The organism is Streptomyces sp. NPDC043685 (genome assembly GCF_056436585.1).
In genome coordinates this window covers 595,907-622,904 of record NZ_JBWKCH010000004.1, presented here as the reverse complement: position 1 = coordinate 622,904, position 26,998 = coordinate 595,907, and the positions used below count along the sequence as shown (strand labels likewise).

General features: G+C 73.2%; 21 protein-coding genes and 1 tRNA gene. 11 read left to right on the top strand and 11 right to left on the bottom strand.

Annotated features, from left to right (window positions below; translation table 11 throughout):
* The first annotated feature begins 24 nt into the window (after positions 1-24).
* Positions 25-543 carry an SSI family serine proteinase inhibitor gene (locus tag AC0665_RS16330; RefSeq protein WP_478705216.1) on the top strand — a complete coding sequence of 173 codons (519 nt, stop codon included), beginning with the start codon at positions 25-27 and terminating at the stop codon, positions 541-543.
* 335 nt (positions 544-878) lie between these two features.
* Complete coding sequence (locus tag AC0665_RS16325; RefSeq protein ID WP_478705215.1) at positions 879-5,720, top strand: PAS domain-containing protein; 4,842 nt, start codon at positions 879-881, stop codon at positions 5,718-5,720.
* 3 nt (positions 5,721-5,723) lie between these two features.
* Here the strand turns inward: AC0665_RS16325 and AC0665_RS16320 are convergent, their stop codons facing one another.
* On the bottom strand, positions 5,724-6,302 hold the full coding sequence (locus AC0665_RS16320; protein WP_478508486.1) for a TetR/AcrR family transcriptional regulator: 579 nt from the start codon (positions 6,300-6,302) through the stop codon (positions 5,724-5,726).
* 130 nt (positions 6,303-6,432) lie between these two features.
* Between AC0665_RS16320 and AC0665_RS16315 the strand changes: the two genes are divergently transcribed.
* Positions 6,433-7,641, top strand: coding sequence for an MFS transporter (locus AC0665_RS16315; protein WP_478602941.1), 1,209 nt, complete (start codon positions 6,433-6,435; stop codon positions 7,639-7,641).
* A gap of 30 nt (positions 7,642-7,671) precedes the next feature.
* Here the strand turns inward: AC0665_RS16315 and AC0665_RS16310 are convergent, their stop codons facing one another.
* From AC0665_RS16310 to AC0665_RS16285, 6 genes are all read right to left on the bottom strand, one after another.
* Entirely contained in the window at positions 7,672-9,348 is a 1,677-nt protein-coding gene (locus AC0665_RS16310) for a long-chain fatty acid--CoA ligase (RefSeq protein WP_468407880.1), read from the bottom strand.
* A 126-nt stretch (positions 9,349-9,474) separates the two neighbouring features.
* Positions 9,475-10,035, bottom strand: a complete 561-nt coding sequence (locus tag AC0665_RS16305; protein ID WP_363121305.1) for a SigE family RNA polymerase sigma factor — start codon at positions 10,033-10,035, stop codon at positions 9,475-9,477.
* 133 nt (positions 10,036-10,168) lie between these two features.
* Entirely contained in the window at positions 10,169-11,341 is a 1,173-nt protein-coding gene (locus tag AC0665_RS16300) for a lipid-transfer protein (protein ID WP_478602945.1), read from the bottom strand.
* Positions 11,338-11,721 carry a MaoC family dehydratase gene (locus AC0665_RS16295; protein WP_478602947.1) on the bottom strand — a complete coding sequence of 128 codons (384 nt, stop codon included), beginning with the start codon at positions 11,719-11,721 and terminating at the stop codon, positions 11,338-11,340. Before AC0665_RS16295 ends, AC0665_RS16300 begins: the two co-directional genes overlap by 4 nt.
* Positions 11,718-12,632 (bottom strand): bifunctional MaoC family dehydratase N-terminal/OB-fold nucleic acid binding domain-containing protein, encoded by a 915-nt coding sequence (locus tag AC0665_RS16290; RefSeq protein ID WP_478705214.1) that lies wholly within the window; start codon positions 12,630-12,632, stop codon positions 11,718-11,720. Before AC0665_RS16290 ends, AC0665_RS16295 begins: the two co-directional genes overlap by 4 nt.
* Before the next feature lie 159 nt (positions 12,633-12,791).
* On the bottom strand, positions 12,792-13,118 hold the full coding sequence (locus AC0665_RS16285) for a hypothetical protein (RefSeq protein WP_478602951.1): 327 nt from the start codon (positions 13,116-13,118) through the stop codon (positions 12,792-12,794).
* A gap of 370 nt (positions 13,119-13,488) precedes the next feature.
* Here AC0665_RS16285 and AC0665_RS16280 point away from each other — a divergent pair, with 370 nt between their 5' ends.
* The 3 genes from AC0665_RS16280 (at position 13,489) to AC0665_RS16270 (ending at position 15,633) form a co-directional block, all read left to right on the top strand.
* The gene (locus tag AC0665_RS16280) at positions 13,489-14,358 is read left to right on the top strand and encodes a bifunctional DNA primase/polymerase (RefSeq protein WP_478705213.1); all 870 of its coding nucleotides are present in this window, start codon (positions 13,489-13,491) and stop codon (positions 14,356-14,358) included.
* A 43-nt stretch (positions 14,359-14,401) separates the two neighbouring features.
* Complete coding sequence (locus AC0665_RS16275) at positions 14,402-14,905, top strand: hypothetical protein (RefSeq protein ID WP_478602955.1); 504 nt, start codon at positions 14,402-14,404, stop codon at positions 14,903-14,905.
* A gap of 155 nt (positions 14,906-15,060) precedes the next feature.
* On the top strand, positions 15,061-15,633 hold the full coding sequence (locus AC0665_RS16270; RefSeq protein WP_468634424.1) for a GNAT family N-acetyltransferase: 573 nt from the start codon (positions 15,061-15,063) through the stop codon (positions 15,631-15,633).
* Between the two features lie 167 nt (positions 15,634-15,800).
* Here the strand turns inward: AC0665_RS16270 and AC0665_RS16265 are convergent, their stop codons facing one another.
* The gene (locus AC0665_RS16265) at positions 15,801-20,042 is read right to left on the bottom strand and encodes an nSTAND1 domain-containing NTPase (protein ID WP_478705212.1); all 4,242 of its coding nucleotides are present in this window, start codon (positions 20,040-20,042) and stop codon (positions 15,801-15,803) included.
* 366 nt (positions 20,043-20,408) lie between these two features.
* Between AC0665_RS16265 and AC0665_RS16260 the strand changes: the two genes are divergently transcribed.
* Both AC0665_RS16260 and AC0665_RS16255 read left to right on the top strand, forming a co-directional pair.
* A complete protein-coding gene (locus AC0665_RS16260; RefSeq protein WP_478705211.1) occupies positions 20,409-20,876 on the top strand; it encodes a hypothetical protein in 468 nt (155 codons plus the stop codon).
* 88 nt (positions 20,877-20,964) lie between these two features.
* Positions 20,965-21,177: a ferredoxin gene (locus AC0665_RS16255; protein ID WP_366049327.1), complete on the top strand. Its 213-nt coding sequence runs from the start codon at positions 20,965-20,967 to the stop codon at positions 21,175-21,177.
* A gap of 205 nt (positions 21,178-21,382) precedes the next feature.
* Here AC0665_RS16255 and AC0665_RS16250 read toward each other — a convergent pair whose 3' ends face one another.
* The gene (locus tag AC0665_RS16250; RefSeq protein ID WP_468407898.1) at positions 21,383-22,153 is read right to left on the bottom strand and encodes a glycosyltransferase family 2 protein; all 771 of its coding nucleotides are present in this window, start codon (positions 22,151-22,153) and stop codon (positions 21,383-21,385) included.
* A 40-nt stretch (positions 22,154-22,193) separates the two neighbouring features.
* Positions 22,194-22,577: a hypothetical protein gene (locus AC0665_RS16245; RefSeq protein ID WP_478705210.1), complete on the bottom strand. Its 384-nt coding sequence runs from the start codon at positions 22,575-22,577 to the stop codon at positions 22,194-22,196.
* An 875-nt stretch (positions 22,578-23,452) separates the two neighbouring features.
* On the opposite strand from AC0665_RS16245, the gene AC0665_RS16240 reads away from it, so the two are divergent.
* From AC0665_RS16240 to AC0665_RS16230, 3 genes are all read left to right on the top strand, one after another.
* A complete protein-coding gene (locus AC0665_RS16240) occupies positions 23,453-23,797 on the top strand; it encodes a hypothetical protein (protein ID WP_478602963.1) in 345 nt (114 codons plus the stop codon).
* Between the two features lie 84 nt (positions 23,798-23,881).
* Positions 23,882-24,565, top strand: a complete 684-nt coding sequence (locus AC0665_RS16235) for an ABC transporter ATP-binding protein (protein ID WP_478508472.1) — start codon at positions 23,882-23,884, stop codon at positions 24,563-24,565.
* Entirely contained in the window at positions 24,565-26,721 is a 2,157-nt protein-coding gene (locus tag AC0665_RS16230; RefSeq protein WP_478602965.1) for a permease, read from the top strand. The genes AC0665_RS16235 and AC0665_RS16230 overlap by 1 nt, the downstream gene beginning before the upstream one ends.
* Positions 26,722-26,890: 169 nt before the next feature.
* On the opposite strand, the gene AC0665_RS16225 is transcribed toward AC0665_RS16230, so the two are convergent.
* Positions 26,891-26,977 (bottom strand) — tRNA-Ser (locus AC0665_RS16225).
* Positions 26,978-26,998: the final 21 nt, after the last annotated feature.

Sequence of the window (26,998 nt, the reverse complement as noted above, 5' to 3'; positions counted from 1 at the left end):
GGGTGCTACCGCGTTAGGCAGGGCATGTTGCGTGCCACTGCCCGGGCCACCGCCCGCCCCGCCCTGCGTCGCCTCCTCATCAGCGCCGCCGCCTCCGTCGCCGCCGCCGGGTCGCTGACCGCGGTGTCCCCCGTCGCGTATGCCGAGGCCGGCGGCATCGGCCTGCCGTCCCCGACCCGGCCGGGCGGCGGGCCGGACCGCGATCACCTCACCGTCACCGTGCGCAACGCCGGCGGCGGTGCCGACGGAACGTTCGAGCTGTACTGCGGCCCCGACGGCGGCACACACCCGGACCCGAGCGGCGCCTGCGCCGCCCTGGAGCGGGACACGCGGTGGGGGCAGGACGTCTTCGCGCCCGCGCCGGAAGGCGGCTTCTGCACCATGCAGTACGGAGGGCCCGCCACCGCGCACGTCACCGGCACCTGGGCCGGACGCCCCGTCGACGCCAGGTACGACCGCCGCGACGGCTGCCAGATCTCCCGCTGGGACCGGCTCGTGCCGCTGCTGCCGGGTGTGGGGGGCGAGGCGGGCGCCAGGTCCTGAGCCGTCCGCGGGGGCGTGGAACCGTTCGCCCGCGCCCCGCACATCGGCGCCATCCGCGCCACGGACCGCACTCATCAGGCCAGTCCGGCCCAAAGGTACAGAAACACCGTCCTCGTAAAGGTCCCGCGAAGGTCCCGCGACGTCGTCGCAGGGAGGCGGGTGTTTCACGGTTACTCGGTCGTCAGTTCGGGGTCACTTCCTCGTGCGACCTCGCTCTCATCCGGCGTCGCGAGCGCAACCGCAGCCCTTAGACTCCCTCGCGTGACACGCCGCGGGACGGTTGGCAAGATGGCCCGAGCGGTCGGCAAGGTGCGGTAACAGGGAGGAAGCGTCTCGTGAGCAGCAGGCCATCCCGAGGCGCTGCTCGCCTCGCAGCCATACTGGACGCCCTTCCCGACGCGTTGGTGCTGGTCAACGCCAACGGCACGGTCGTCAACGCCAACACCATCGCCCTGGAGGCCTTCGAGACCCCGGGGACCGCTCTGGTGGGTCGCGGGCTGCTCGATCTGCTGCCCCAGTTCGACTCCAAGCTCATCCCCGGCTCCATGCGGCGCCCGGAACACCTCGATCCGCACGCCCGGACCAAGCCCACCCGGATGATCGCGCGCAGGACCGACGGGACCCAGTTCCCCGTCGAGGTCACCAGTGCGAATCTGGAGAACGGCCAGCAGGCCTACGACGGTTACGGCTACACCGGCGACGAGCTGCTCATGCTCGTCGTGCGCGACCTGTCCGGGACCGTGGACACGGAGGCCGAGCTCGCCCGCTCGCAGCGGCAGACCGAGATGATCCTGCGGGCCGCGGCCGAGGGCGTCGTCGGCACCGACACCGACGGGCGGATCGTGCTGGTCAATCCGGCCGCCGCCCAGATACTGGGATTCCGCGCCAGCGACCTCGGCGGGCGCGAACTGCACAACCTCGTGCTGCACTCGCGCGCCGACGGCTCGCCCTTCCCCTACGAGGACTCGCCGCTCGCCGACACCCTGCGCTCCGGGCGCAAGCACCGGGTGCGCGGCCAGGTGCTGTACGCCAAGGACGGCGGCAAGGTGCCGGTCGACCTGACGACCGCGCCCGTGCGCGACGGCGACCAGCTCGTCGGCGCCGTGATGACCTTCACCGACCGGCGGCCGTACGACGCCGTCGTCAAGGAGAAGGAAGAGGCGGAGAAGCGGCACGCCGAGGAGCTGGAGCGGATCGCCGAGGAACACGCCTCCGAGCTGACCGCGCTGCGCCAGCAGCACGTCACCGAGCTCGAGGAGCTGACCGAGCGGCACGCCGAGGAACTCGCCGCCAACGAGGAGCGGTACGCCGCGCTCGGGGAGCGGGAGAAGGACCGGTTCGAGGCGCTCGCCGCACGGCACGAGCAGTTGCTGACCCTGCTCGGGCGGTCGCTGCGCGGCCCGCTGGAGGAGCTGCGCCGCGAGCTGGCCGCGCTGGCCGCCGACGACGCGGGGCAGCTGTGGCCCGAGGCCAACCAGGTGCTGCACCACCTCTCGGCCGGCTACGCCCGCATCACCACGCTGATCGACAACGTCCTCGGGTACCAGCGGCTCGACGCGGGCAGCGAGGGCATCTCCCGTACGAAGGTGATGCTGGACGCCGTCGTCGCGGCCGGGGTGGACGGGGCCGTCGAGCTCATCGGGCCCGGGCGGGTGCAGTTCGCCGTGCACGCCCCGCCCATCGAGGCCGAGGTCGATCCCCGGCTGCTCGCCACGGCCCTCGCGCATCTCGTCGCGGACGTGGCGGGCGTGGACGCGACCGGCAACACGCCCGTGTCGGCGGGCGGTTACCTGGACAACACGGTCGTCGTGGCGGCGGCGCAGCGCGGCGAGGTCGTCCGCATCGAGGTGCGCGGGCCGTACGCCGGCGGCGACACCGTGCACGAGCCCATCGTCCGCGGGATCGTCCGGGCCCACGGCGGTGTCCTGCAGACGCACGACGTGCCGGGGATGAGCGGCAGCGCGTACGTCCTCGAGGTGCCGATCGGGGGCGGGGCCGGGGCCGTCGCCGCCCAGCCGGTGAACGAGTCGGCCGCGGTCGCCCTCGTGGACCCCGCCGAGCAGAGCTCCGCCGGGGGGCGGCGCCGGGCACGGCGGTCCAGCACCGACGCCTTCCTGGACGGGGACGTTCCGACCGGTGAGGGTGACGGGGCCGAGGCTCCCGCAGCCGACGGGGCCGTTCCCACCGGGCGGCGCAGGCGCCGGGCCGCCGGGGAACCGGCCGCCCTTCCGGCGCAGGCGTCCGGTGAGGGTGCCGCGTCCGGCGGTACCGGGCGGCGGCGCCGCGCGGCCGAGGACGCCGCGGCGGGTGCCGTCGGCAGTGCCGTCCAGGGAGTCGCCGAGGGGGCCGTGGTGACGGCCGCCGAGCACGCGGCGGGGACCGCCGCCTCCAACTTGGGGCTGGGCGGGACCGTGCCGCCGCAGGGCGTGCCCGCGCCGTCCGGACGGCGGGCCCGGCGTGAGCCCGGGGAGCAGGCGGCGCTGCCGCCGGCCCTGCCCGCCGCGTCGAGCGGCGGTGAGGCCGCCGGGTCTGCGGAGGCGGCTGCCGACGCGGCCCAGGATCAGGTTCAGCAGCCGACCGGGCGCCGGCGGCGTGCGCTGGCCGCCGCCAACGAGCGGGCCGCCGCGCAGGAGGCCGCCGGGCCGCGCCCGGTGTTCGCGCTGCCGCCGGCCGAGGCCGACCAGTCCCCGGCTTCCGCCCCCGCACCGGCTCCCGATGCGGCGCGGTCCGGGCCGGGGCAGCCGGTCGCGGACCGGCCCGCGGGTGCGCCGGGTGGTGTGCCCGCCCAGGGGCAGGTTCCGGCGCAGGCGCAGGTACAGGTGCAGGGCCAAGCGCAGGTGGCAGCCGGGGCGGCTCCCGGTACGGCCGGCGCCGGTGACGGGGGCGTCGAGGAGGGGCGGCACGACGCCGTGCCGCACGACCAGTCCGCCGATCACACTCCGCCGCAGCCGCATCCCACCAGTGCGCCGACCGGCCGCCGGCGACGGGCGGTCGCGACGCCGCAGCCGGCCGAGGGGGCCGCGGCACCGACGCCGGGAAGCAGTGAGCAGACGGGTGGTACGGGACCGGCGGGTGCCGTACCTGTCGCGCCCGTGCCTGGCACGCCCGTGCCCGCGGGTGCCTCGGCAGGTCCCGCGCAGGCAGGTCCCGCGCAGCAGGACACCACCGGGCAGGTCCCGGTGGCGCAGGCCGGGCCGGGCCAGGGTGCGCCCGTCCAGGCCGGGGCCGCCGCTGCCCCGGTCCCCCCGGGCACGGCCGTTCCGCCGCAGGGCGTTCCGGTCCCGGTGCCGGGGGTCCCCGCTCACCCGCAGGGCGACGCCGTACCTCCGCAGGGCGGTGTTCCGCACGGGAACGTCCCTCAAGGGGCCGCCCCGCAGGGCACCCACCCGCAAGGTGCCGCCGTCCCGCCCGGGGGTCTCGCCGCAGCCCCGCAGGCGGTGTCCGTCCCGGCGCAGGGCGGTCTCGGACACAGCGTGCAGGCCGCGCTCCCCGGGCATGCCCTGCAGCCTCCGGCCCCGGCGCAGCCGCTGCCGCCGCAAGGCGTCGCCGCACCCGGCCAGCACGCGTCCGCCGCTCTGCCGCTCCCCGCGGAGTCCGCTCCCGGACAGGGCGCAGCGGCTCAGGGCGCCCCGAGCCAGGGCACCCCGAACCAAGGCACCCCGAACCAAGGCGCCCCCCAGCCGGGCACACCCGCCCAGGGCACGAACGCCCACGGCACTCCGGCCCACGGCACGAACGCCCACGGCACTCCGCCGCAGGCCGGTGCCCCGGCCTCCCCGCCCTGGCCCGCCGCCGACGACACGGCAGCCGGTGCCGTGCACCCCGCGCCCCCGAACGGCACGCCGTCCAGGGCCCCGCAGCAGCACACCCCCGCGCCGGGCACCCCGCTGCCGCCCGAGGGTGTGCAGCGGGCGGCCCAGCCGTTGCCCGCCGAGGCCGCCGCGCCCGTGGACCCCAACTCGACCCAGGGGCGGGCGATCAGCGTGCGTACGCTCGGCCAGGGCGTGCCCTTCACCCGGCAGGCGGCCCAGGTCCAGCAGCCGTCGGCGACGCCTCCCCCGCACCAGCCGGGCGGATCGGGGCGGCGCCGCAAGCTCGGCACGCCGCCCGACCCGGCGACGCGCGCGGACCAGGCGGCCCGCCCTGAGCAGGGGCAGCCGCGTCCGGCGGAGCGGGGACCCCGCCCGGAGCAGGCCGCGCGGTCGCATCCGGCCGCCGAGCACACGCCGCCACCGCTCTCCGCGCAGGTGCCCGCCCCGGCCGGCGCTCCGATGCCGGCGCAGCCGTCCCTCGCCGGTCAGTCGCGGCTCGCGCCGATGACCGAGGGCGGCGGACGTTCGTACGCCATAGGCGCGCCGGACGAGAACGCCGCCGAAGGGCCCGAGCCGCTGGACGGTCCCGGCGGGGCCGTCGAGGTGGCCGATCCGCCCCGGCCGCAGCCGATGGACGACGAGCTGCCGCCCGAGCCGCTGGACAATCCGCGGCGGCTGCTGGTGTGGCCCGCGCCGGACGTCAGTACGCAGCAGGCGCTGAGCGACCGTGGCTACCGGCCGGTGATCGTGAACTCGCGCGAGGAGGTCGACGCGCAGATCGCGGCGTTCCCGGCCGCGCTGTTCGTCGACCCGCTGACCGGGCCGATCACGCGGACGGCGCTCCAGTCGCTGCGGCAGGCCGCGGTGGCGGCCGAGGTGCCCGTGCTGGTCACGGCCGGGCTCGGGCAGGCCTCGCGGGACGCGGCGTACGGGGCCGATCCGGCCGTGCTGTTGAAGGCGCTGGCGCCGCGCGACAGCGAGCAGCACCCGCCGCGCGTGCTGCTGATCGAGGAGCACGCGGAGATCGCGCTGGCGCTGACGGCGACCCTGGAGCGGCGCGGGATGCAGGTCGCGCGGGCCGCGAGCGACGCGGACGCGGTGATGCTGGCGGGGCAGTTCCGGCCGAACCTGGTCGTGATGGATCTGCTCCAGGTGCACCGGCGGCAGGCCGGGATCGTGGACTGGCTGCGGGCGAACGGGCAGCTCAACCGCACCCCGCTCGTCGTCTACACCGCCGCCGTCGACCAGGCGGACCTGCCGCGGCTGGCGTCCGGCGAGACGGTGCTGTTCCTCGCGGAGCGGTCGACCAGCGGCGAGGTGCAGTCCCGGATCGTCGAACTGCTCAGCCGGATCGGCACCAACTAGGGCTCAGCGGGCCGTCAGGCGGCGCGCCGCCTCCTTCACCGAGGCGCGCAGCCGCTCCCGGTCGGGCTCGCCGCCGCCGACCAGGATGCGCCGCATCTGCGGGACGACGGCCGTCCAGTTGGCCAGGGCGGTCAGCAGGAACAGCAGGTCGGCGGGCGGGATCGCGTCGGTGACGACGCCCCGCTCCTGGCCGTCGCGCAGGGCGGCGACCTTGCGGGCGTAGTGCTCCTGGCGGTCGGACTCGTGGGGCAGCTCGGCGCTGCCGTACTCCAGGCCCTCCCAGAAGAGCAGGCGCAGCAGCTCGGGGTGGGCGGCGTGGTAGTCCATCAGCCGGTCGATCCAGCCCTCGATGTCGTCGGGGTCGACGGGGACGGCCTCGGCGAGGTGGAGCATCTTGCGTTCGAGGACGATCGCGAAGAGCTCGGCCTTGTTGCCGAAGTAGGCGTAGATCAGCTGCTTGTTGGCCTTCGCCTCGGCTGCGATGCGGTCGATGCGGGCGCCGGCGATGCCGTGCCGTGCGAACTCGGCGACCGCCGCCTCGAAGATCCGGGCCTTGGTGGCCTCGGGGTCCCTTGCTGCCATGGGGGAGAGGGTAGCGCGCCCGGGTAACCAACCGTTTGGTTGACAGGGAATGGAGGGGCGGCCCAGACTGTTGCCCGGTTATCCAACCAACCAGTTAGTTGTTAGAGCCGACTCCAGGGAGCCCTCCCTCATGCCGTCAGCGACCACCACGATCACCTCCCCCCGGACCGGCCGGGCCCCGGCGCGACCGCCGCGCACGCCCTCCCCCGGTCTCTTCCTCACCCTGCTCGCGGTGTGCAGCGCGGTCACCGCCGCCAACATCTACCTGGCCGCGCCACTGCTGTCCCTGATGGCCCGCGACTTCGGTTCGACGCCCTCGGCCCTCGCCTGGATCGCCTCCGTCGCGCAGCTCGGCTACGCGGTCGGCCTGCTGTTCTTCGCCCCGCTCGGCGACAGCGTCAACCGCCGCCGGCTGGTCGCCGGACTCACCATGGTGACCGCCCTGGCGCTGGCGGCCAGCGCCCTCGCCCCGGGAGCCGGGATCCTCGCGGCCGCCGTGTTCGTCGCCTCGGCGGCGACGGTCGTCCCGCAGCTGCTCGTGCCGCTGGTCGCCGAACGGGCCCCGGCCGAGCGGCGCGCCCGTCATGTCGCCGCGGTCATCGCGGGCCTGTTCACCGGCATCGTCGGGGCCCGGGTGCTGGGCGGGCTGGCCGGGCAGGCCTTCGGCTGGCGCTGGGTGTTCGCGGGTGCCGCCGTGCTGACACTGGCCCTGGGGCTCGCGACGGCGGCCGTCCTGCCGTCGCGGCGCAGCAGGGAGGGCTCGCTGTTCTCGGGGCTGGCCGCCCTGCCGTCGGTGCTGCGGGGCTCGCCGGAGCTGTGGCGGGCGTGTGTGCGCCAGGCCGGGATGTTCGGGGCGTGGAGCGCGCTGTGGACGTCGCTCGCCGTGCTGCTGACCGGGCCCGCCTACGGTCTGTCCACCGCGACCGCCGGGTTGTTCGGGCTGTTCGGGCTGACCGCGAGTGCGGTGGCGCCGCTGGCCGGCGGGTTCGTGGACCGGTTCGGCGCGACCCGGGTGGTGCGGTCGGCGTATCTGGTCGCGGCCGTGTCGGTGCCGCTGTTCTGGCTGGGCGGGCAGGTGCTGGGCGCCCTGTTCGCCGCCGCGGTCGCGATCCACGCGGCGCTGGTGGCCTCCCACGTCGCCAACCAGACCCTGGCCCTGACCGCGACCGCCACCCCGGCCACCGCCAACACCGCCTATGTGGTCGCCGGTTTCGCGGGCGGCGCCACCGCCTCGGCCCTCGCGGGCGCCGCCTACGGCCACTTCGGCTGGGACGGGGTGTGCGCGGTGGCGGGGCTGTGGCTGCTGCTGGGCTGGAGCGTGACCGCCGTACGACGGTGAAACACTGCCGTACGGCGGTCCCCCGGCCCGTCAGAGCCGGGTGATGTCCAGCTCCCCCTGGGCGTACTGCCTGCGCAGCACCTTCTTGTCGAACTTGCCGACGCTCGTCTTCGGGACCGACTCGATGATCGTCCAGCGCTCCGGCAGCTGCCACTTGGCGATCTTGCCCTCGTCGGCGAGGAAGCCGCGCAGCGACTCGAAGCCGACGGAGGCGCCCTCCTTGAGCACGACCGTGGCCAGGGGGCGCTCGCCCCACTTGTCGTCCGGCACGGCGACGACGGCCGCCTCGGCGACGTCCGGGTGGGACATCAGCGCGTTCTCCAGCTCCACCGACGAGATCCACTCGCCACCGGACTTGATGACGTCCTTGGCGCGGTCGGTGAGGGTGAGGTAGCCGTCGGCGGAGATGGTGCCGACGTCGCCCGTCTTGAGCCAGCCGTCCTCGCTGAACTTGTCGGCGGGGCGCAGCGGCTCGGCGTCGGGGCCGTTGTAGTAGGCGCCCGCGATCCAGGGGCCGCGCACCTCCAGCTCACCGGCGGACTCGCCGTCCCAGGGCAGGCGTTCGCCGCCGGGGCCGGTCAGCCGGGCCTCGACACCGGCCGGGAAACGGCCCTGGGTGAGGCGGTAGGCGAACTCCTCGTCGGTGCCGACCGCGGCGGCCGGCGGACGGGCCACCGTGCCCAGCGGGGACGTCTCGGTCATGCCCCAGGCGTGACAGACGCGCATGCCGAGCTTGTCGAAGGCCTCCATCAGCGAGGGCGGGCAGGCCGAGCCGCCGATGGTGACCTGGCCGAGGGAGGCGACGTCGCGGGGGTTCGCCGTCAGCTCGGCGAGCAGGCCCTGCCAGATGGTGGGCACGGCGGCGGCGTGGGTCGGCTTCTCGCTCTCGATCATCGCGGCGAGCGGGCCCGGCTGGAGGAAGCGGTCCGGCATCAGCAGGTTCACACCGGTCATGAAGGTCGCGTGCGGCAGGCCCCAGGCGTTCACGTGGAACTGGGGGACGACGACCAGGGAGGTGTCCTGGTCGGTGAGGCCCATCGACTGGGCCATGTTGACCTGCATGGAGTGCAGGTAGATGGAGCGGTGGCTGTAGACCACGCCCTTGGGGTCGCCGGTGGTGCCGGAGGTGTAGCACATGGCGGCGGCCTGGCGTTCGTCCAGCTCGGGCCAGTCGTACGCGGTCGGCTTGCCGGCGATCAGGTCCTCGTACTCGTGGACGCGGACGGACGCGCCGGCGAGGAGGGAACGGTCTCCGGGGCCGGTGACGACCACGTGCTCGACCGGCTTCAGGTGCGGCAGCAGCGGCGCGAGCAGGGGGAGCAGCGAACCGTTGGCGATGATCACGCGGTCGGCGGCGTGGTTGACGATCCAGGCCAGCTGCTCGGGCGGGAGGCGGAGGTTCAGGGTGTGCAGGACCGCGCCCATGGACGGGATGGCGAAGTAGGCCTCGACATGCTCCGCGTTGTTCCAGGCGAGGGTCGCGACGCGCTCGTCGCCGGTGACGCCGAGGTCGTCCCGCAGGGCGTGGGCCAGCTGGGCCGCGCGGGCGCCGATCTCGGCGAAGGAGCGGCGGTGCGGCTCGTCCTCACCGGTCCAGGTGGTCACCTGCGATGTCCCGTGGACCGTCGACCCGTGGGTCAGGATCCTCGAGATCAGCAGCGGTACGTCCTGCATGGTGCTCAGCACGGCGTCCTCCCGGGGCGACATTGCCTGCGCGGTGGTAAGAGTTGCGCTGATTCTGCGCACATACCGCGCGGTATGTCACTAGGGACGGGCGATCGATCAGATCACGCCATGCCGGTAGGGCAGCTCACAGCCGGGTGGATCGTCGCCTCACTGGCGGACAAGCCCCAGCTCAGCGTCCTCGCGGAGCTTGCCGAGCGCCCGGGAGACGGCCGACTTCACCGTGCCCACCGAGACGCCGAGCAGCTCGGCCGTCTGGACCTCGCTGAGGTCCTCGTAGTACCTGAGGACCACCATCGCCCGCTGCCGGGCGGGCAGCCGCATGACCGCGCGCCACATCGCGTCGCGCAGCGCCTGCTGCTCGGCGGGGTCGTCACCGGCCGGGACCGGGTCCGGCTCGGGCAGCTCGTCGCAGGCGAACTCGTCCACCTTGCGCTTGCGCCACTGCGAGGTCCGGGTGTTCAGCAGCGCCCGGCGGACGTAACCGTCGAGGGCGCGGTGGTCCTCGATGCGCTCCCAGGCGACGTACGTCTTGGTGAGGGCGGTCTGCAGCAGGTCCTCCGCGTCGCTCGGGTTGCCGGTGAGCGAGCGGGCGGTACGCAGCAGCACCGGCTGGCGGGCCCTGACGTACGACGAGAACGACGGGTACGGAAGGGTCTGCGCCGCTGGTCCGGCCGCCTTCGAAGCGCTCGTGCAGACGAGTGTGGTCATGGCTCCACGCTATGAGCGACGGCATGGCCGGCGGATCGCCCGCAGGTCCCGAAGCAGGGTCCCCCTCAGGTTGTACGGGTAGGGCTCACCGCACCTCCTCCAGGTGGAGCGCAGGGCCCGTGGTACTGCGGGTTCACCCCTGAGGGTCGGCGGTCAGGACCAGTCCGGACGTGGGCACACCCGTCCCGGCCGTCACCAGGACCCGCTCCGCACCCGGTACCGGGTTCGCGGCCGTGCCCCTGATCTGCCGGACGGCCTCCGCGATGCCGTTCATGCCGTGCAGGTACGCCTCCCCGAGCTGCCCGCCGTGCGTGTTGAGGGGCAGGCGCTCCTCGGCCACGAAGTCCGCCGCCTCGCCCGGGCCGCAGAAGCCGAACTCCTCCAGCTGCGTCAGCACGAACGGCGTGAAGTGGTCGTAGAGGATCCCCACGTCGATGTCCGCGGGCGCGAGCCCCGAGGTCCGCCACAGCTGCCGGGCGACGACCGCCGTCTCGGGCAGGCCGGTCAGGTCGTCGCGGTAGAAGCTGGTCATCTGCTCCTGGGCGCGGCCGGAGCCCTGGGCGGCCGCGGCGATCACGGCGGGCGGGTGGGGCAGGTCGCGGGCCCGTTCGGCGGAGGTGACGACCAGGGCCTGCCCGCCGTCGGTCTCCTGGCAGCAGTCGAGCAGCCGCAGCGGTTCGACGATCCAGCGCGAGGCGGCGTGGTCGGCGAGGGTGATCGGCCGGCCGTGGAACCAGGCCGCCGGGTTGGTCGCCGCGTGCTTGCGGCCGGCGACGGCCACGTGCCCGAACGCCTCCGGGCTGAGCCCGTAGGCGTGGAGGTAGCGCCGGGCCGCCATCGCCGCCCAGGAGGCCGGGGTGAGCAGGCCGAACGGCAGCGACCAGCCGAGGGCCGCCCCCTCCGCCGACGGTTCCCGGTGCCGCACCCCGGAGCCGAAGCGGCGGCCCGAGCGCTCGTTGAACGCGCGGTAGCAGACGACCACGTCGGCCACGCCCGCCGTGACGGCCAGGGCGGCCTGCTGGACGGTGGCGCAGGCCGCGCCGCCGCCGTAGTGGATCCGGGAGAAGAAGGACAGCTCCCCGATGCCGGCCGCCTGGGCGACGGTGATCTCGGGACTGGTGTCCATGGTGAAGGTGACCATCCCGTCGACGTCGGACGGGCTCAGCCCCGCGTCCGCGAGAGCCGCGTGCACCGCCTCGACGGCCAGGCGCAGTTCGCTGCGCCCCGAGTCCTTGGAGAACTCGGTGGCCCCCACCCCGACGACGGCCGCGCGCCCGCCGAGACCGTCCCGTCTTCGAAGGCTCATGCCGGGACCCTCACCGTCACCGTGCCCGTGACGTGTGTGCCGAGGCCGTTCGCGCCGACGATCCGGACCGTCGCCGTGTCGCCGTCGACCTCCTCGACCGTGCCGGTCAGCACCAGGGTGTCGCCGGGGTGGTTGGGCGCACCGAGCCGGATGGCCACCCGGCGCAGCACGGCCCGGGGGCCGAAGTGGTCGGTGATGTAGCGCCCGACCAGGCCGTTGGTCGTCAGGATGTTCATGAAGATGTCGGGGGAGCCCTTCCGCCGGGCGAGGTCCGGGTCGTGGTGGACGTCCTGGTAGTCGCGCGAGGCGATGGCCCCGGCGACGATCAGGGTCCGGGTGACGGCGATCTCCAGGGGCGGCAGGCGGTCACCGGCCTTCACGGCGTCACCGCCCGGAAGACGGGCAGCACCAGCTCGTCGTCGTACCGCCGGAACTCCAGCCGCACCGGCAGGCCGATCCGCACCTCGTCGTACGGCACCCCGATGACGTTGCTGACGATCCGCACGCCCTCCGCCAGCTCGATCAGCCCGACCGCGTAGGGCGGTTCGAAGGCCGGGAAGGGCGGGTGGTGCAGCACCACGTAGGAGTAGACCGTGCCCTCGCCGCTCGCCCCGACGGTGTCCCAGTCGGGCGAGCCGCAGCCGTTGCAGCCCGGCAGCCAGGGGAAACGCAGGGTGGCGCAGGCGGCGCAGCGCTGAATGAGCAGTTCGTGGCGGGCCACGCCCTCCCAGAAGCCGGCGTTGTCGCGGTTGACGACGGGCCGGGGGCGGCGCTCGGCCGGTCGCGAAGGCCGCTGTGCGGGGGCGTACTTGAGGATGCGGAAGCGGTAGGTCCCGGCGAGTTCTCCGCCCGCGCGGACGTCCGTACGGGTCGTGACGAAGTAACCCGCCCCCAGTTTCGTGGACTTGCGGCCGGACACCGACTCGATCACCGCGTCGAAGGTGATCTCGTCGCCGGGGCGCAGCGGGCGCAGGTACTCCTGCTCGCAGTCGGTGGCGACGACGGCGTCGTGGCCCGACTCGTCGAGCAGGGCGAGGAGTTCGTCGTAGGCGGCCGTGCGTTCGGGGCGGCGGGTGAGTCCGGCCATGGTCCAGGCCTGGAGCATGGTGGGCGGGGCGATGGCGTCCGGGCCCGTGTACGCGGGGTTCGTGTCGCCCATGGCCTCGCACCAGTGCCTGATCATCGGCTCGTTGACGGGGTCCCGGCCCACGCCGGTGGCGGCCGCCGGGAGGCCCTCGTAGGCCTTCAGGCGCGCCTCGAACCCCTCGTGGACCTCCGGCTCACCGCTCACGGTTTCTGACTGTCCGTCAGATACGGGCCTCCGTCAAGGGCTTCAGGGCGCGAAAACGTCTGAGCGGCGGTACCGGAGCACCGCCGCTCAGACGCTTGTCACCCCACGACACACCCCCCACGAACACCCGGGCCGATGCCCCGCACCGGCCCGGTCAGCTCACCACCACAGCGGGGCGAAGCTGATGGCCGTGTTGGCGTTGCCCTGGTTGACGGCCGTGAACTCCGAGCCGTTGACCTGGGCGGTGTTGCTCTGGTTCGAGGCGCCCTCCCCGACGGCCTGTTGCTGGGTGGTGGCCGCGTTGCCGAAGTTGTCACCGCCCACGCCGCTGCCGAGGATGCCCTGCTCGGCCTCGGTGACGGACGCGATGGATCCGTCGTCCGCGAAGGCGCCGTTGTCCGCCGCCGCGACACCGGCGAAGAGGGCGGCTGCGAGCGGAAGGGCGGAGACGGCCGCGATGACGCGGGCGGTACGGATGCTTGCCATGGTTGTTGTCCCTCCAGGACCTGTCGAACCGAGCACGCGCCGGCTCAGGGCCGAGTCGTGCGTGAACCACTGCTGTCACCGGGGAAGTTGGCCGGCCGCCCCGGTGCGGTGCTCGACGTCGCGAGTCCAGAGTTGCCCACCGAATCCCCGGCGAACCACACCGGAAGCGGCTATTCGCACGCAAGCGTGAGGACAAGTCGATAAACCCCTATGCGTCACTTCCGTACCGGATGGGGGCGTAAGGGGGCGTTCGAACCCGGGTGCCGCAAGGGATGAAGCGTTCCCGCAGTTTTCGACCGACCCCAGGGCCCTCGGCGCGTCGCACCCGTTCCCTCTTTCCTTTTTCGAACGTACGTACGAAACTAGAGCCATGGCCACCACCGACCGGCAGGCCACGACGCTGGCCCTCGCACACGCCCTGTCAGCCGCCGAACGCGGACTGGCCGTCCTGCCCCTGTCCCGCACCAAGCTCCCCGCCCTGCGCTCCCCCCACCGCGACGACCCCGACCCCTCCCCCTGCCACGGCGAGTGCGGCCGCCTCGGGCACGGGGTCCACGACGCCTCCAGCGACCCGGAGCGCATCCGCGAGCTGTTCGCCGCCGCCCCCTGGGCGACCGGTTACGGCATCGCCTGCGGGCTGCCCCCGCACCACCTCATCGGCCTCGACCTGGACGTGAAGACCGGCACGGACTCCTCGGCCGCCCTGCGCGAGCTGGCCCTGCGGCACCTGTTCACCATCCCGCCGACAGTGGTCGTCGTGACCCCGTCCGGCGGGCGTCATCTGTGGCTGAGCGGCCCGCCCGAGGTGGTCGTGCCCAACTCGGCGGGCCGGCTCGCCCCCGGCATCGACATCCGGGGCGCCGGCGGCTACCTCGTCGGACCCGGCTCCCGCACGGCCCAGGGCGTCTACGCCGCCGCCCCGGGCACCGCGCACCTGCCCCCGGCCCCCTGCCCCCGCTCGCTCCTGCGGCTGCTGCTCCCGCCGCCCCGCGCCGCCCACCACCCGGCACCGTCCCCGGCCGACGGGCACGGCCAGGGCCTGGTCCAGTTCGTCCTGGCCGCGCACGAGGGCCAGCGCAACACCCGCCTGTTCTGGGCGGCCTGCCGGGCCTACGAGGGCGGCATCGGCCCGGCGCTGGTGACCCCCCTGGTCGACGCGGCCCTGCACACCGGCCTGACCGAGCGGGAGGCCCGGACCACGATCGCCTCGGCGGCACGGATGACCGGGCACCGGCCGTGAGCACGACCCGCACGGCCCCGTCCCTGAGCACCGGAAGACCCCCATGCGACAGCACGCCATCCCACCGGCCCTGGCGCTCGCCCGCCTCGTCCTGGCCTCCGGCCGCTCGGTGGACCTCGCCGACCTGCGGTTCTCGTCGACGTACGGCGACATGCTGGAGGGCTATCCCTGCAAGCCGCTGAACGACCTGCGGATCCGGGGCCTCCTGCACGCCGCCGAGCGCCTCCGCCCGGGCACGCCGGTGCACCTCGTCGCGCCGCGGCGCGAGTACCCCGACCAGTACGCGGGCGGCCTCGGGCCGGTCGAGGTGCTGCCCGCGGTGGCCTGCCTCGGCACGTTCCGCTCGACGGCCCTGGACCCGGCCGGCGACCCGGTCTCCTGCCGCTCGCGACTGACGGTCGTCTGGTTCCAGTCCACGCCCCGCCTGCCCGCGGGCTGCGACGCGGAGCCCGGGCTGCGGGACCTCGACTGGGCGGCACTGGCCCGGGACGACGCCCCGGTGCTCGCGCAGGCTCGTCCGACGAGTGCGGCGTCGCCCGGAGCGTGACGGAGATCGGCCATCTGCGGCTGCGCCTGCTGCGAGCGGCGGCCGCGTGAGTCCCGGGAGCGTCCCGGTGGGCGCCGGGCGGCCCGGGTGGTCCGTCCCCGGGCCATGACCCCGTCCTCGGGGCGTGGGTGTCGGGGGCGTGGCATCGTGGGGGCATGAGCATCGATGTTCGTCCGGCCACGGTCTTCGAGGACGTCCGGGCCGTGATCGGGCCGAAGTCGGCCCGGGCGAACGTCTGCTGGTGCCTGAGCTACCGGATCCCCTCCCGGCTCAACAACGAACTGCGCGGACCCGCCCGCGGGGAGTACGTCGAGCGGCTGTGCCGCGCGGAGCCGCCCCCGGGTGTGCTCGCCTACGACGGTGACGAACCGGTCGGCTGGGCCGCCGTCGCCCCGCGCGCGGAGACCTCCTTCGCCCGCAACCGCAAGATCCCGCACCTCGACGACCTGCCCGTCTGGTCGCTTTGGTGCGTCCGGGTCCGCCCCGGCCACCGCAAGCAGGGCATCTCGCACGCCCTCATCGCCGGCGCCGTCGCGTTCGCCCGGGACCGGGGCGCCCCGGCGATCGAGGCGTACCCCCTGGACAACGGGGACGCCAGGGTCGACCTGACGATGGCCTACGCCGGACTGCGGAAGAACTTCGAACGCGCCGGCTTCACCCACGCGGCCGACACGACCTCGGTCCTGGCCGGCCACCCCCGCATTCTGATGCGCCTGGACCTGCGCTGAAAAGCAAGGCCCGACCGCTGGCGACGGGGGATGCACCAGCGGTCGGGCTATGGCCAAGGGTAACAAGCGCTTGCCCACCCCGAGCCGACTGACCGTCAGGAAAGGCCCGGTTGTGACTCGTCTCACTCAACTCCCTTTATTACTCCCGGTGTTGAGCCGGACAGCGGTCAGTCGTCGCACGGCGGATCGTAGGAGAGCCGGGGCAGGTACTCCCGCCAGGTGTCCGGCGTCAGCACACCCCGGGTCATCGAGCAGACACGGCGGGCCGCCGCGTCGACGTCGAGGTTCCACAGCCGGACGGTGTCCGCGCCGCTCGACACCCCGAGCATGTGGCTGTTCGGGCTGAACGCCAGGAAGTTGCCGGTCGTGGCGTCGGGGCTCATCGACGGGCCGATCGCCGTGGCGTGCGCGGGGTCCGAGACGTCCCACAGCCGCACGGTGCTGTCGTTGCCGCCGCTGGCCAGGGTGCGCCCGTCCCGGCTGAACGTCAGCGACACGACCGCCTCCGTGTGACCGGTGAGCCGCGCCTCCTCGGAGACCTCGTCGAGGTCGGTGAGGTCCCAGAGGCGGACCGAGTTGTCGTCGCCCGCGCTGGCCAGCGTGCGCCCGTCCCGGCTGTAGGCGAGGGCGTTGACCGCTCCGAGGTGGCCCCGCAGCGGCGCCCCGATCAGGGTCACCCGGCCGGGGTCGGACACGTCCCACAGCCGGATGGTGCCGTCCGCGCTGCCGCTGGCCAGGGTGCGGCCGTCCGGGCTGAAGACGAGGTGGTTGACGTAGCCCTTGTGACCGGTGAGAGGCGTGCCGAACGGGCGCGGACGGGACGGGTCGGCGACGTTCCACAGCTGGATGGTGCGGTCGTCGTAGGCCGTGGCCAGGACCCGCCCGTCCGGGCTGAACGCCAGCGGGTCGGCGTACCGGATCCGCAGCGGGGAGGGAGAGCCGTACGGGACGGGGCGTGCGGGGTCGGCGACGTTCCACAGTTCCACGGCCCGGCCCTCCGTCACGACCGCCAGCGTGCGCCCGTCCGGGGCGAACTCCAGTGAGCGCACGGCGCCCTTCCGCGGGCGAAACGGTTCTCCCATCCGGACCGGCCGGCCGGGCGCCCGCACGTCCCACAGCCGGATCCGCCCGTCCCGGGCCGCCGTCGCGAGCACCTGCCCGTCCGGCCGGAACACTCCGGTCCGGCCGACCATGTCCGACATCGGCAGCGACCACAGGCGGACCTTGTTGTCGCCCGCCCCTGTCGCGAGGGTGCGCCCGTCCGGGCTGAAGCCGAGCGCGTACATCTCGCCGCTGCTGCCCGCGAGGGGCCCGCCCACCTGCGACGGGTACTGCGGATCACTGACCTTCCACAGGCTCGCCGTACTGTCCGCGCTGGCCGCGGCGAGCATGTTCCCGTCGGGGCTGAAGGACACGGACCAGACCGGCCCGGTGTGGCCGGTCAGCGGCGCGCCGATCGCGGTCGGGCGGCCCGGGCTCGCCGTGTTCCACAGCCGTACGGTGCCGTCCGCGCTGCCGCTGGCCAGGGTGCGGCCGTCGGGGCTGAAGGCCACGGAGTGCACGGTGGTGGTGTGGCCGGTCAGCGGTGCCCCGGCGGGCTCCGGACGGCCGGGCTCGGACACGTCCCACATCCGGATCGTGCCGTCGTCGCCGCCCGCTGCCAGCGTCCGGCCGTCCGGGCTGAACGCCACCGACCGCACGGCGCTGCGGTGACCGGTCAGCGGATCGCCCAGCGCCCGCGGCCGGCGCGGGTCGGCCACGTCCCACAGCCGCACGGTGTGATCGTCGCCCGCGGAGGCCAGGGTGCGTCCGTCCGGGCTGAAGGCGATCAGGTAGATCGTGCCGTCGTGGCCGGTCAGGGGCGCGCCCAGCGACTTCGGGTGCGCGGGGTCGGTCACGTCCCAGAGCCGCACGGTGCCGTCGTCGGAGGCACTGGCGAGGGTACGGCCGTCCGGGCTGAAGACCGCGCTGCTCACCCAGCTCGTATGACCCGTGAGGGGCTTGCCCAGGGGCTTCGGCCGCTCGGGGTCGGAGACGTCCCACAGCCGTACGGTCCGGTCGTAGCTGGCGGTGGCCAGGACCTGCCCGTCCGGGCTGAAGGTGGTGAGGTAGACGGCGCCCGAATGACCGGTCAGGGGCGTGGACAGCGGGGCGTTCACGATGGAGATCAGCCGGCTGGTCGCGCCCTTGTCGTCCGGCCGCAGCCGGTGCGCCACCAGGTCGAGCTGCGCGGACAGCGACGGATCCGTGTCCTGCAGCCGGTCGGACTGGGCGAGCACCTGCTCGAAGACGGCCTCGTCCCGCTGCTTCCAGGCGACCACGGCCGACCCGACGGCCAGCAACGCCAGCACCACCAGGGTCGCCACCGCGCCCCGGCTGATCCAGGTGATCCGCCGGCGCAGCCGGACCGAGGCGGCCAGGAACTCCACCGCGCTGCGGGTCAGGAACGTGTCCCCGGCGGACCGCGCCCAGCCGTCCGCCTGTTCCAGCCGGGAACCCCGGTACAGCAGCGAGGTGTCCCGTCCGGACTCCTCCCAGGCCCGGCCGTCCTCCTCCAGGCGCTGGCGCAGCAGGTTGCCCTGCCGGTCCTCGTCGATCCAGTCGCGCAGCCGCGGCCAGGCGTGCAGCAGCGCCTCGTGGGTGATCTCCACGGTCTCCGCGTCGAGCGTCACCAGCCGGGCGCGGACCAGCGCTTCGAGGGACTCCTCCGTCTTGCAGGGGTCGGCCGACTCCTGCTCCAGCTGCCGCCGGGTGCCGCGCCGGCGCGTGGCCTGGGTGTCCTCGCCCAGCCGGACCAGGCGGAGCAGCAGCAGCCTGGCCGCCGTGCGCGCGGCCGGGTCGAGGCCGGTCCAGGCACGCTCGGCGGTGGCCGCGACCGCGCCCTGGATGCCGCCGGCCGCGCGGTAGCCGGCCAGGGTGAGCCGCCCCGCCTTCCTGCGCTGCCAGGTGGCGAGCAAGGCGTGCGAGAGGAGCGGCAGCACACCGGCGTCGTGCGCCCCGCGCGGGCCGTCGGCACTGACCTCCCGGATGATCAGCTCCGCCAGGCCCGGTTCCAGCTCCAGGCCGACGGCCTTGGCCGGACCGGTCACCGCCTCGCGCAGCTCCGCGCTGGTCAGCGGCCCGAGCACCATGTGCCGGTGCTGGAGCGCGTCGGCCAGCTCGGGGTACCTCAGGCAGCGGTCGTAGAAGTCGGCGCGGATGCCCAGCACCACGATCGCCGGGGCCGGTTCGCCCGGGCCGGCGGGGGAGCAGGCGGCGTGCAGGGCCGCGATGAAAGCGCGCCGGTCCGCCTCGTCGGGGCAGAGGGTGAAGGTCTCCTCGAACTGGTCCACGATGACGACCGGGCGGACCCCGGAGGGCGCTTCGCGCCGGGCCCAGGCGCCGACGGCGGCGCGGACGGCACGGGTGAAGGAGGGGGTGCCGGGGGCTGGTGCGGCGGGGTGGGGGGCAGGGGTGGAGGGGGCGGAGTCGGGTGCGGAGGGGTTGGGGGCGGGGGCGGAGGGGGCGGAGTCGGGTGCGGAGAGGCCCGGGCCATTCACGGAAGGGCCCGGGCCAGGTGCAGAGAGGCCGGAGCCGGCTACGGAAGAGCGTGGCGGGGTCCGGGCCGAGACGACGGGCGCCAGCTCGGGTATGCACCGGATCAGCTCCGCCAGCGGATCACCGCCCGGAACGAGCTGTACGACCTCCCGCGCTCGGGCACCGCCACGACCATGGGCGTCACCGCCGTCACCGCTGCCACCACCGTCAGCCCCACCACCCCTGCCACCCCCGCCACGGTCGCCACGGTCGCCGTCGTCACTCAGCGCGCCGTCCCGCAGGGCGGGCACCAGACCGGCGTTCAGCAGCGAGGACTTGCCCGCCCCCGAGGCGCCCACCAGCATGACCAGGCCACCCGATCCCGCGACGGCCCCGAGCTGGGTGACGAGCGCGTCCGTGCTCCGCTCCCGGCCGAAGAACCAGCGGGCGTCCTCCCGGCGGTAGGAGGCGAGACCCCTGTACGGGCACACCCCGCCGGGCGCGGACACGGCCTCGTCCGCGGGCCGTTCCTCGGCCGCCGACGCCGCGGGGCGCTCGGCGACCGGGTCGGCCACCGCGCGTTCCCACAGCCGCTGCCACTGGCCGAGGTCGTACAGCCCCGGGGAGACCGGCGTGGGCCGCTCACGCCGCGCCTCGGGGATCAGCACGTGCAGCACCGCCGCGAGCGCGGGGAACTGCGCGGGCACGTTCCGGGCCCGGCGCCAGTCGCTGATGCGCTGGGCGGACACCCGTACCGGCCGCCCCCGTTCGTCGACCCGCTGGAGACGGACGACCGCCTCGGACACCCGCTTGAGAGGGGGGTTCCCGGCTTCCTTGTACAGCAGCGCGAGGCGTTCCGCGAAGGCGGTGCGTGCCCCCGAGTCGGAACTCAAGGTCTCAGCTCCTCACTTCCACGCCTGGACGTCCGGACCGGAAAACTCACTCTATATCGCTGACCTGCGGCAATACCGTCCGCTGAAGGCCGGAACCTCCTCCTCCACGGCCGGAAATGGCAGGATCCGAACGCAGTGGCACACGCATCCGGACTGCTTCCGTCCGAACCGGACGACGGTAGCTCCACCGTTCGGTACCGGTCCCCACGAGGGGAGGGACCGGTGCCGGACGACGTGGTCGCCACTCCCGGAGGACCGTGCGCCGCCCCCTGCGGATTGCCTCCGACACCCCTGGATAACTGACGACCCGTCAGCTATGGTCCCCCTGCCGTACCGCTTCCGCAGCGATGTACAGGGGTGAGCGCAGTGGAGTCACGTCCCGAGATCCCACGTCCGCAGGGTGCCCCGCGCTGGGTCGCGCTGTACTACCGTCCGGCGGCGGGTGCCTGGCGGACGGCCGCCGAGTCGCCCCACCGCGCACCGGTGCTGTACGCCCTCGGCGAGATGACCCGGACCCTGCGCGCACGGGGCGATGAGGTCACCGTCGCCCTGTGGGGACCGAAGGACGGCGCGTGGCACCGCTTCGACGCCCCGCGGCAGCAGAGCGTCGCATTTCAGCCGAATCCTGAACCCGCCCCCGGCGAACCGGCCACCCTGACGGACAGGATGACCGGCCGCCGCCACCAGGTCCTGCTCGCCGGCCTGACCAAGGCGGGCCTCTACGACCTGTCCCCCGAGGACGACACGACCGTCAAGGCGCTGGTCGAACGGCTCGACGAGGCCGCCGTACGCCGGGTCGCCCACTGGCTGGCGACCGCAGGGAGCGCCCGCTAACCCGGCCGGTTCAGCCGGGGGCGCGCTGGGCAGTCAACTCCCCGACGGCCGCGAACTCCCGTGGCCGCCCAGGAGGGGGACAAAAGGCATGAAGGTCTCCATAGACCGCGATCTCTGCTACGGCTCCGCCGAGTGCGCCCACCGGGCCCCGGAGGTCTTCGACTTCGTCGACGGCTTCGGGGTCGTCCGCCCGGGCCGTGAGCACGTGGGCGACGCCCCGGAGATCCTGGAGGCGACCGAGAAGTGCCCGAGCCAGGCGATCACCCTCACCCGGGCGACACCCCCACCGGACGGGCCGTAGCGAGGAACATGCCGCCCACGCCGCTGCTCGCGATCTTCGCCCACTCCGCGCTGGTGTGACGTCCCGCTGGACGAGGCGGTGGCCGACCGGTGGCCCAGGGGTGCACACCCACCGCGTGACTGCCCTCGCGGCACACGCCGCCGGCCTGGAACGCCTCTACCCGGAGGCCGGAGCGCCCCCGCAGGACTTGGTCACCTAGCCGCTCTCACGAAGCCGCCGGGGCGTCCCAGCGGAGGCGGGACAGGGCCAGGGCTCTCGCTTCGACGACCGCCATGCGCGTCTCCCGCTCGGACTGGTCGGTGTGGGCCGCCTGTCCGGTCACCTGGCCGTCCCACTTGCGGTACAGCAGGCCCACCTCTCCCGAGAACCAGCCCCGGCTCACCGCGTTCAGCGCCAGCAGCAGGCCGGTGTCCTCCGAGGCGGGCAGTGCCATCCAGCCGCCCAGGGCGAGCAGCAACTCCCGTCGCACGAACAGCGACGCGGGATGCACCTGGGCGAGAAAGCCGTTCGCCCTCCAGTGCTCGAGCACGGCACCGCGCTCTATCGGCCCCTGGTCCGGATCGCCCGGGAAGCCGACGGTCGACCCGTCGGGCAGAAGGTCGAGCACCCGCGACGTGGCCCACCCGAGGCCCGGGTCCCCTTCCAGCGCGGCCAGATCCCGCGCGAGCGCCCCCGGGGTCAGCCGGTCGTCGGCGTCCAGGACCTTCACGTACGCCCCGTCGCCGTGCGCCAGCGCCATGGTCCGCGCGACCCCGGGCCCCCCGGCCCGGCCCTGCCGGAACGTCACCCGGTGGTCGGCCGGCACATACGGCCTGACGCGCTCGCTCTCGCCGTCCTCCTGTATGACCCAGTGCCACTCCCAGCCCGCGGGAAGCCGCTGCGCGCGCAACGACGCGTAGGCCTCGGGCAGGAACCGGGCGTGCGGGCCGTGCACAGCGGTGACGACGACGATGCGCCGACTCACGGCGACGCTCACCCACCCTTCTCCGACCGGCACGCCTCGATGATCGTAATGCTCACCGCGTACCCGGCTGCGTGCCTTCCAGTTCCAGGACGAGGTGGTAGCCACCGGCCAGATCGACGCCGGTCCGCTCCCGGAGCAGCTTGACCGCGGCGATCTGCTGCCCGCCGTCGAGCAAGGCGACCAGCTCCGCGACCAGTCCGGCGTCGAGCTCGCGCAGCGCGTCGAGCGCCTGGCCGCTGGTCGTGGGCAACGCGTGCCCGGCGACCAGCAGTTCCACGGCCTCCCGGGCCGGGCCCCGCTTGAGCCAGGAGCCCCTGCGCAACCGCCGCACGGCCTTACCCGTACGCCCGTCCCGCGCCAGCACCCTCGCCTCGTCCTGGGCGTCCTGCCCGACGGGCGTGATCATCGCGGCCGTGCGCGCCTTGGTATTCGTCATGCCACTCCTGCGTCGTGATGTCTCACGACGAAAGACGAGACAGAACAGCCACCCGTTGCCCCACGCGTAAGGGACGCCCCTCGACGAGGGACGCCCCTTACGGACTGCGCGAGTCAATCGCCCTGGGGAGGCAGCCGATCTCCCGTCCGAGGCAGCCTCGCCGCTGGCTGAGGTGCCGGCGCCACGCGGGCGGGCGGGCGGGCGGGCGGGCCACAGCATCGCGGTCCTTTACCGCTTCTACGCCAAGGAAATCCACCACAACCAGCGGGGTGCGAAAAACCGCCAGAGGCATGAATCCAACGCCCTCACTCATTTCAGCTTCCATGATCAAAGTGGTCTACAGGACAGCCAACCCAGCCATCCCAGATCTCACTTTTCCGCCAGCCAAGATCACGTTAGTCGCAAGCGGACGGTCTTCAGTAGCTGTCTCCGATACGCGGTGGAGCGCGAGTTGCCCGGTGACCAGCGACGGCGAGCAGCGAGAACGCCAAGGTCACTGCTACGAGGGGCCATCAACTCGTACAGCCGATCGATTCGCGCCAACCAGCAGTCTCCATCTGATGGCGGATACCTGTCACCGCATCGGCGCACGTGGCCCTCGCCCCCCGGTCCATTTCGGTTCAACACGTCAATTCCGCGAAGGTGAAGCACCGTTGACGATTCATTCCGCTTTCTCCAGAGGCTCCCTGCAACAATCCGATCCGGTCCGGCCAGTAGCTCGGGTCGGTAATCAGTCACCCCTCGAAAACTCCCGTCTCCTGCGCGTCTCCTATGTGATCGTTGTGGCTACTGGGACGACGGCGGGGCCATGGCATGGCGCCCTGTCATGGCAGAGCCGCCTGACCACCAGGAAGATGACCAAGGAGGGGAACGGAATGAAGAGAGCCAAGTTCGTCGCCGCCACGCTGCTCACCGCCGCGCTCGCGGTGCCCACGGCCACGGCCGTCGCCGCTGACGCCTACGGTGGCGGTGCTCACGCCTGGTCGCCCGCCGGCGGCGACAGCGGGAAGATATCCGTCAAGGACAACAGCCGTGACGGGGACCCGGTCAAGGCCGAGTACTACCGGACGGAAAGCCCTGACACGAAGCGGACCCTGTGGAACCACAGCGGCCCGGGCACCACCGCCACTTCCGGCGACGGTTCCCGGATCTACAAGTTCAAGGCGTGCGACGAGAACTACGGCGACCCGGACGACTGCTCCGGGTGGGTCATCCCGTAAAACGGACGCCACGGACACCTCGCCGCACCAGCCCGAAGGGGCTGGTGCGGCGTTCCCATTTTTTCTGACAAAAGGCCAGATTCTGTGAAACCACTCGATTCGTCCGGGCTTCAGGTGAGTGGCCTGTGCTATCAGGTCGACGGCCGTGCCCTCCTCGACGGTGTGGAATTATCCGTTGCTCCCGGCGAGTCGGTCGCGGTGACCGGCCCCAGCGGGTCCGGCAAGTCGACACTGCTCATGTGCATCCTCGGCCTGATCAAGCCGCAAGCAGGCACCATCACCGCCGGAGGCCAGGAGATCACCGGGCTCGGGTCCGCACGGCTCGCGCAGGCGCGGCGAGACATTCTCGGCATGGTGTTCCAGTTCGGCGAACTTCTCCCCGAACTCAGCCCGGTGGAGAACGTCGCCCTGCCGGTGCTGCTCGACGGGGGTCGCCACCAGGACGCCTACCGGCGCGCGGAAGAACTCCTCGGCGAACTCGGCGTCCCCACCGGTTCCACCCCCACAGGAATGCTCTCCGGAGGCGAGCGCCAGCGCACCGCCGTCGCCCGGGCTCTGATCACCGAGCCTGCCGTCCTCCTGGCTGACGAACCCACCGGCGCCCTCGATCCCGAGGCCAAAGAGGGAGTCGCCCGCCTCCTCTTCACCACCGCCCGCGACCGGAACTGCGCGCTGCTCCTGGTCACGCACGATCCCTCGGTCGCCGAGCGGGCCGACCGGCGTCATGAACTCCACGGCGGGATCCTGACCGAAGCAGGAGCGCTCTGATGCGTACGCCCATGCGCACCGCGGGCACACTGATCAGAATCGGCCTCGCCGCGGGCCGCTCCAGCCCCGGTGACCGGTTACGCCGCTGGGGCCTGTTCGGCGCCTCCCTCGCCGTCGCCCTCGTCGTCCTGGCGACCGTGGCCACGCTCGCCACCTATGACGGCCGCGAGAGCCGGGCGGACGCCCGAGGGCCAGTGATCACCGACAGCAAACACGCCGCTCTGCTGTACCGGGAGGGTGCCGACTCCATCGGCGCGCGGCCCGTATCCGTCGTGTTCGTCCATCCCCTCACCTCCAAGGCCCCGGTCCCGGCCGGCGTCACGCGCTGGCCCGAGCCCGGCGGGGTACTGCTGTCTCCCGAACTCCTGCGCACCGGAGACTCGGAGGGGATCCGCAGCCGGTACGGCTCGTTCGCCGGAACCATCTCCGCCGACGGCCTGGTCACCCCTTCCGAGCGGATCGCCTACGTCCGGGTGGCCGATACGCCGCCGGCGAGCGACCACCGGTGGCTGCCCGTGGCCGCGTTCGGGGGCAGCGGGGGAGCGACAGGAGAAATGGTCGATCAAGCTCCGGTGACGTCTCCGCTCACGGCGATGTGGGCACTGGCGGGCCTGCCCGCTCTCGCCCTTGCTGTGATCAGCGCGCGGGTCGGCTCCCGCTCCCGCGACAGACGCAGCAGCCTGCTGCAAGCACTCGGCGGGACATCACGGCACCGGATGCTGGTCAACATCGGCGAAGCTGCGTTCCCCGTGGCATTGGGAACCCTCGCCGCGTTCGTCCCGTACACCGTCGCCTCCCTGCGCGACATCCGCCTTGGCCCTACCGGATACATCCTCGACCACCGCGACGTATGGGACGCCTGGCTCACGGCCGCGGGGGCGGGAGTCATCTCCCTGCTGGCCGTGGTGGCCATCGTCGTGGCCACACACCGCGTCCACCGAGACGGCAGATCCACCCGCCCGACCTCGTTCACATCCCGTGTTCCGGCATGGCGGCTGCTGGCCTGCGGAATCGGCGTCGCGCTGGTCCTGTCCAGCCAGTACGTGCCCCGCAAAGCGCAGCTCATCGTGTTCACCAGCGGTACGGTCGTGATGTGGGCATTCCTGTCCTCCGTCGTGGCGCTCGCCACCCGCCATCTGGGGGCCCGGCTCGCAGAAAGCGGCAGGCGCCGGGGCCATGCGGGCCGCCTGATCGGCGGTCGGTGGACGCACGCTCATCCTGGAGTCATCGTGCGCCTCGCACTGGCCATGGTGATCGGCATCGGGATCGTCGCCCAGATGCAGGTATGGACCAGCCGCCTCGGCGAGCACTCCAAAGCGGCTCTCGCCACCCATGAGCGCATCAAAGACACGGTGATCGAACTGACCACCAGTGGCATGACCTCGGCACAGACCGAACGATTCCGCTCCTCACTGCCGTCCGGGTCGCTTCTGCTGACCCGCACCATGCACGACCCTGGACCGCCCAGAGATCCATGGGTGTCGATCGAGGGCTCCTGCCAAGACCTTCGCAGCCTGCATGTGACCTGCACCGGAGACACGCGCCCGGCGGCAACGAGCGCCCAGGTGGGAGAGCTGCGCCGCTGGTACGGCGACATCAAGTTCACCCCGGCCTCCCGGATCACGGTGAGGCCGGACGGCACGCAGTCTCTCCTTGTCGTGACTCCCGCGCCAGGACACCTCGCCGCCGTGAAGAAGGCCGCGTACACACTTCCCAACCCTTCGGTGCAAGTCACCGAACTGGGCGGAACCTGGCTGGGCTCCTCACGGACCCGCCTGCCGAACTGGATCCAACTGTTCGGCGTCACCGGACTTCTCTTCCTCCTGGTCGCCGGCGCCGTGAGCGCTGCGGCGGAATTCGTCCGGATCCGCCACGCGCTCGCCCCGCTGTCCGTCCTGACCGGCCGCCGCCAGGTGTTCCGGTCCGTGAGCTCCTGGCACCTGACCGTCCCCCTGCTGATTGCCACGGTCGTGACGGGCGCTGTAACGGCATGGCACTCGGTGTTCTTCATCGCCCTGGTACAGGAGGGCTCCGTGTCCTGGACCGTCCTGGCCGCCGGCATCACGACCTGCGCTCTGGTTTCTCTCGCCGTCGGGTTTCTCGGCGCTCGTGCAGCCGCGCGAGAGGCCGACCAGTGGAGGCCCGCAGCCGACTGAGCAAGGGGGTGTACCGGTGGCCTGCGTCCACCGGTCCCTGCTCCACGCCCGGTCCACACGCAGTGATCCACAACGCGACAGAGCCGGATCAAGGTGAGACAGGACCCATGCAGAAGGGGTGCCTCTGACGAGAGGCACCCCTTCTGACCCGCAACATCTATGACCTGCGCGGAGGCGGTGGGATTTGAACCCACGGTGACATCGCTGCCACGACGGTTTTCAAGACCGTTCCCTTCGGCCGCTCGGGCACGCCTCCCCGCGCCGGCCGTGATCGGCG

Excerpts from the sequence above, each read along its gene's own strand:
- AC0665_RS16330 (WP_478705216.1), top strand. The coding sequence starts at position 25 with ATGTTGCGTGCCACTGCCCGGGCCACCGCCCGCCCCGCCCTGCGTCGC.
- AC0665_RS16270 (WP_468634424.1), top strand. The coding sequence starts at position 15,061 with ATGAGCATCGATGTTCGTCCGGCCACGGTCTTCGAGGACGTCCGGGCC.
- AC0665_RS16275 (WP_478602955.1), top strand. The coding sequence starts at position 14,402 with ATGCGACAGCACGCCATCCCACCGGCCCTGGCGCTCGCCCGCCTCGTC.
- AC0665_RS16310 (WP_468407880.1), bottom strand. The coding sequence starts at position 9,348 with ATGTCGCCCCGGGAGGACGCCGTGCTGAGCACCATGCAGGACGTACCG.
- AC0665_RS16255 (WP_366049327.1), top strand. The coding sequence starts at position 20,965 with ATGAAGGTCTCCATAGACCGCGATCTCTGCTACGGCTCCGCCGAGTGC.
- AC0665_RS16315 (WP_478602941.1), top strand. The coding sequence starts at position 6,433 with ATGCCGTCAGCGACCACCACGATCACCTCCCCCCGGACCGGCCGGGCC.
- AC0665_RS16285 (WP_478602951.1), bottom strand. The coding sequence starts at position 13,118 with ATGGCAAGCATCCGTACCGCCCGCGTCATCGCGGCCGTCTCCGCCCTT.
- AC0665_RS16240 (WP_478602963.1), top strand. The coding sequence starts at position 23,453 with ATGAAGAGAGCCAAGTTCGTCGCCGCCACGCTGCTCACCGCCGCGCTC.
- AC0665_RS16300 (WP_478602945.1), bottom strand. The coding sequence starts at position 11,341 with ATGAGCCTTCGAAGACGGGACGGTCTCGGCGGGCGCGCGGCCGTCGTC.
- AC0665_RS16320 (WP_478508486.1), bottom strand. The coding sequence starts at position 6,302 with ATGGCAGCAAGGGACCCCGAGGCCACCAAGGCCCGGATCTTCGAGGCG.
- AC0665_RS16280 (WP_478705213.1), top strand. The coding sequence starts at position 13,489 with ATGGCCACCACCGACCGGCAGGCCACGACGCTGGCCCTCGCACACGCC.
- AC0665_RS16305 (WP_363121305.1), bottom strand. The coding sequence starts at position 10,035 with ATGACCACACTCGTCTGCACGAGCGCTTCGAAGGCGGCCGGACCAGCG.
- AC0665_RS16245 (WP_478705210.1), bottom strand. The coding sequence starts at position 22,577 with ATGACGAATACCAAGGCGCGCACGGCCGCGATGATCACGCCCGTCGGG.
- AC0665_RS16230 (WP_478602965.1), top strand. The coding sequence starts at position 24,565 with ATGCGTACGCCCATGCGCACCGCGGGCACACTGATCAGAATCGGCCTC.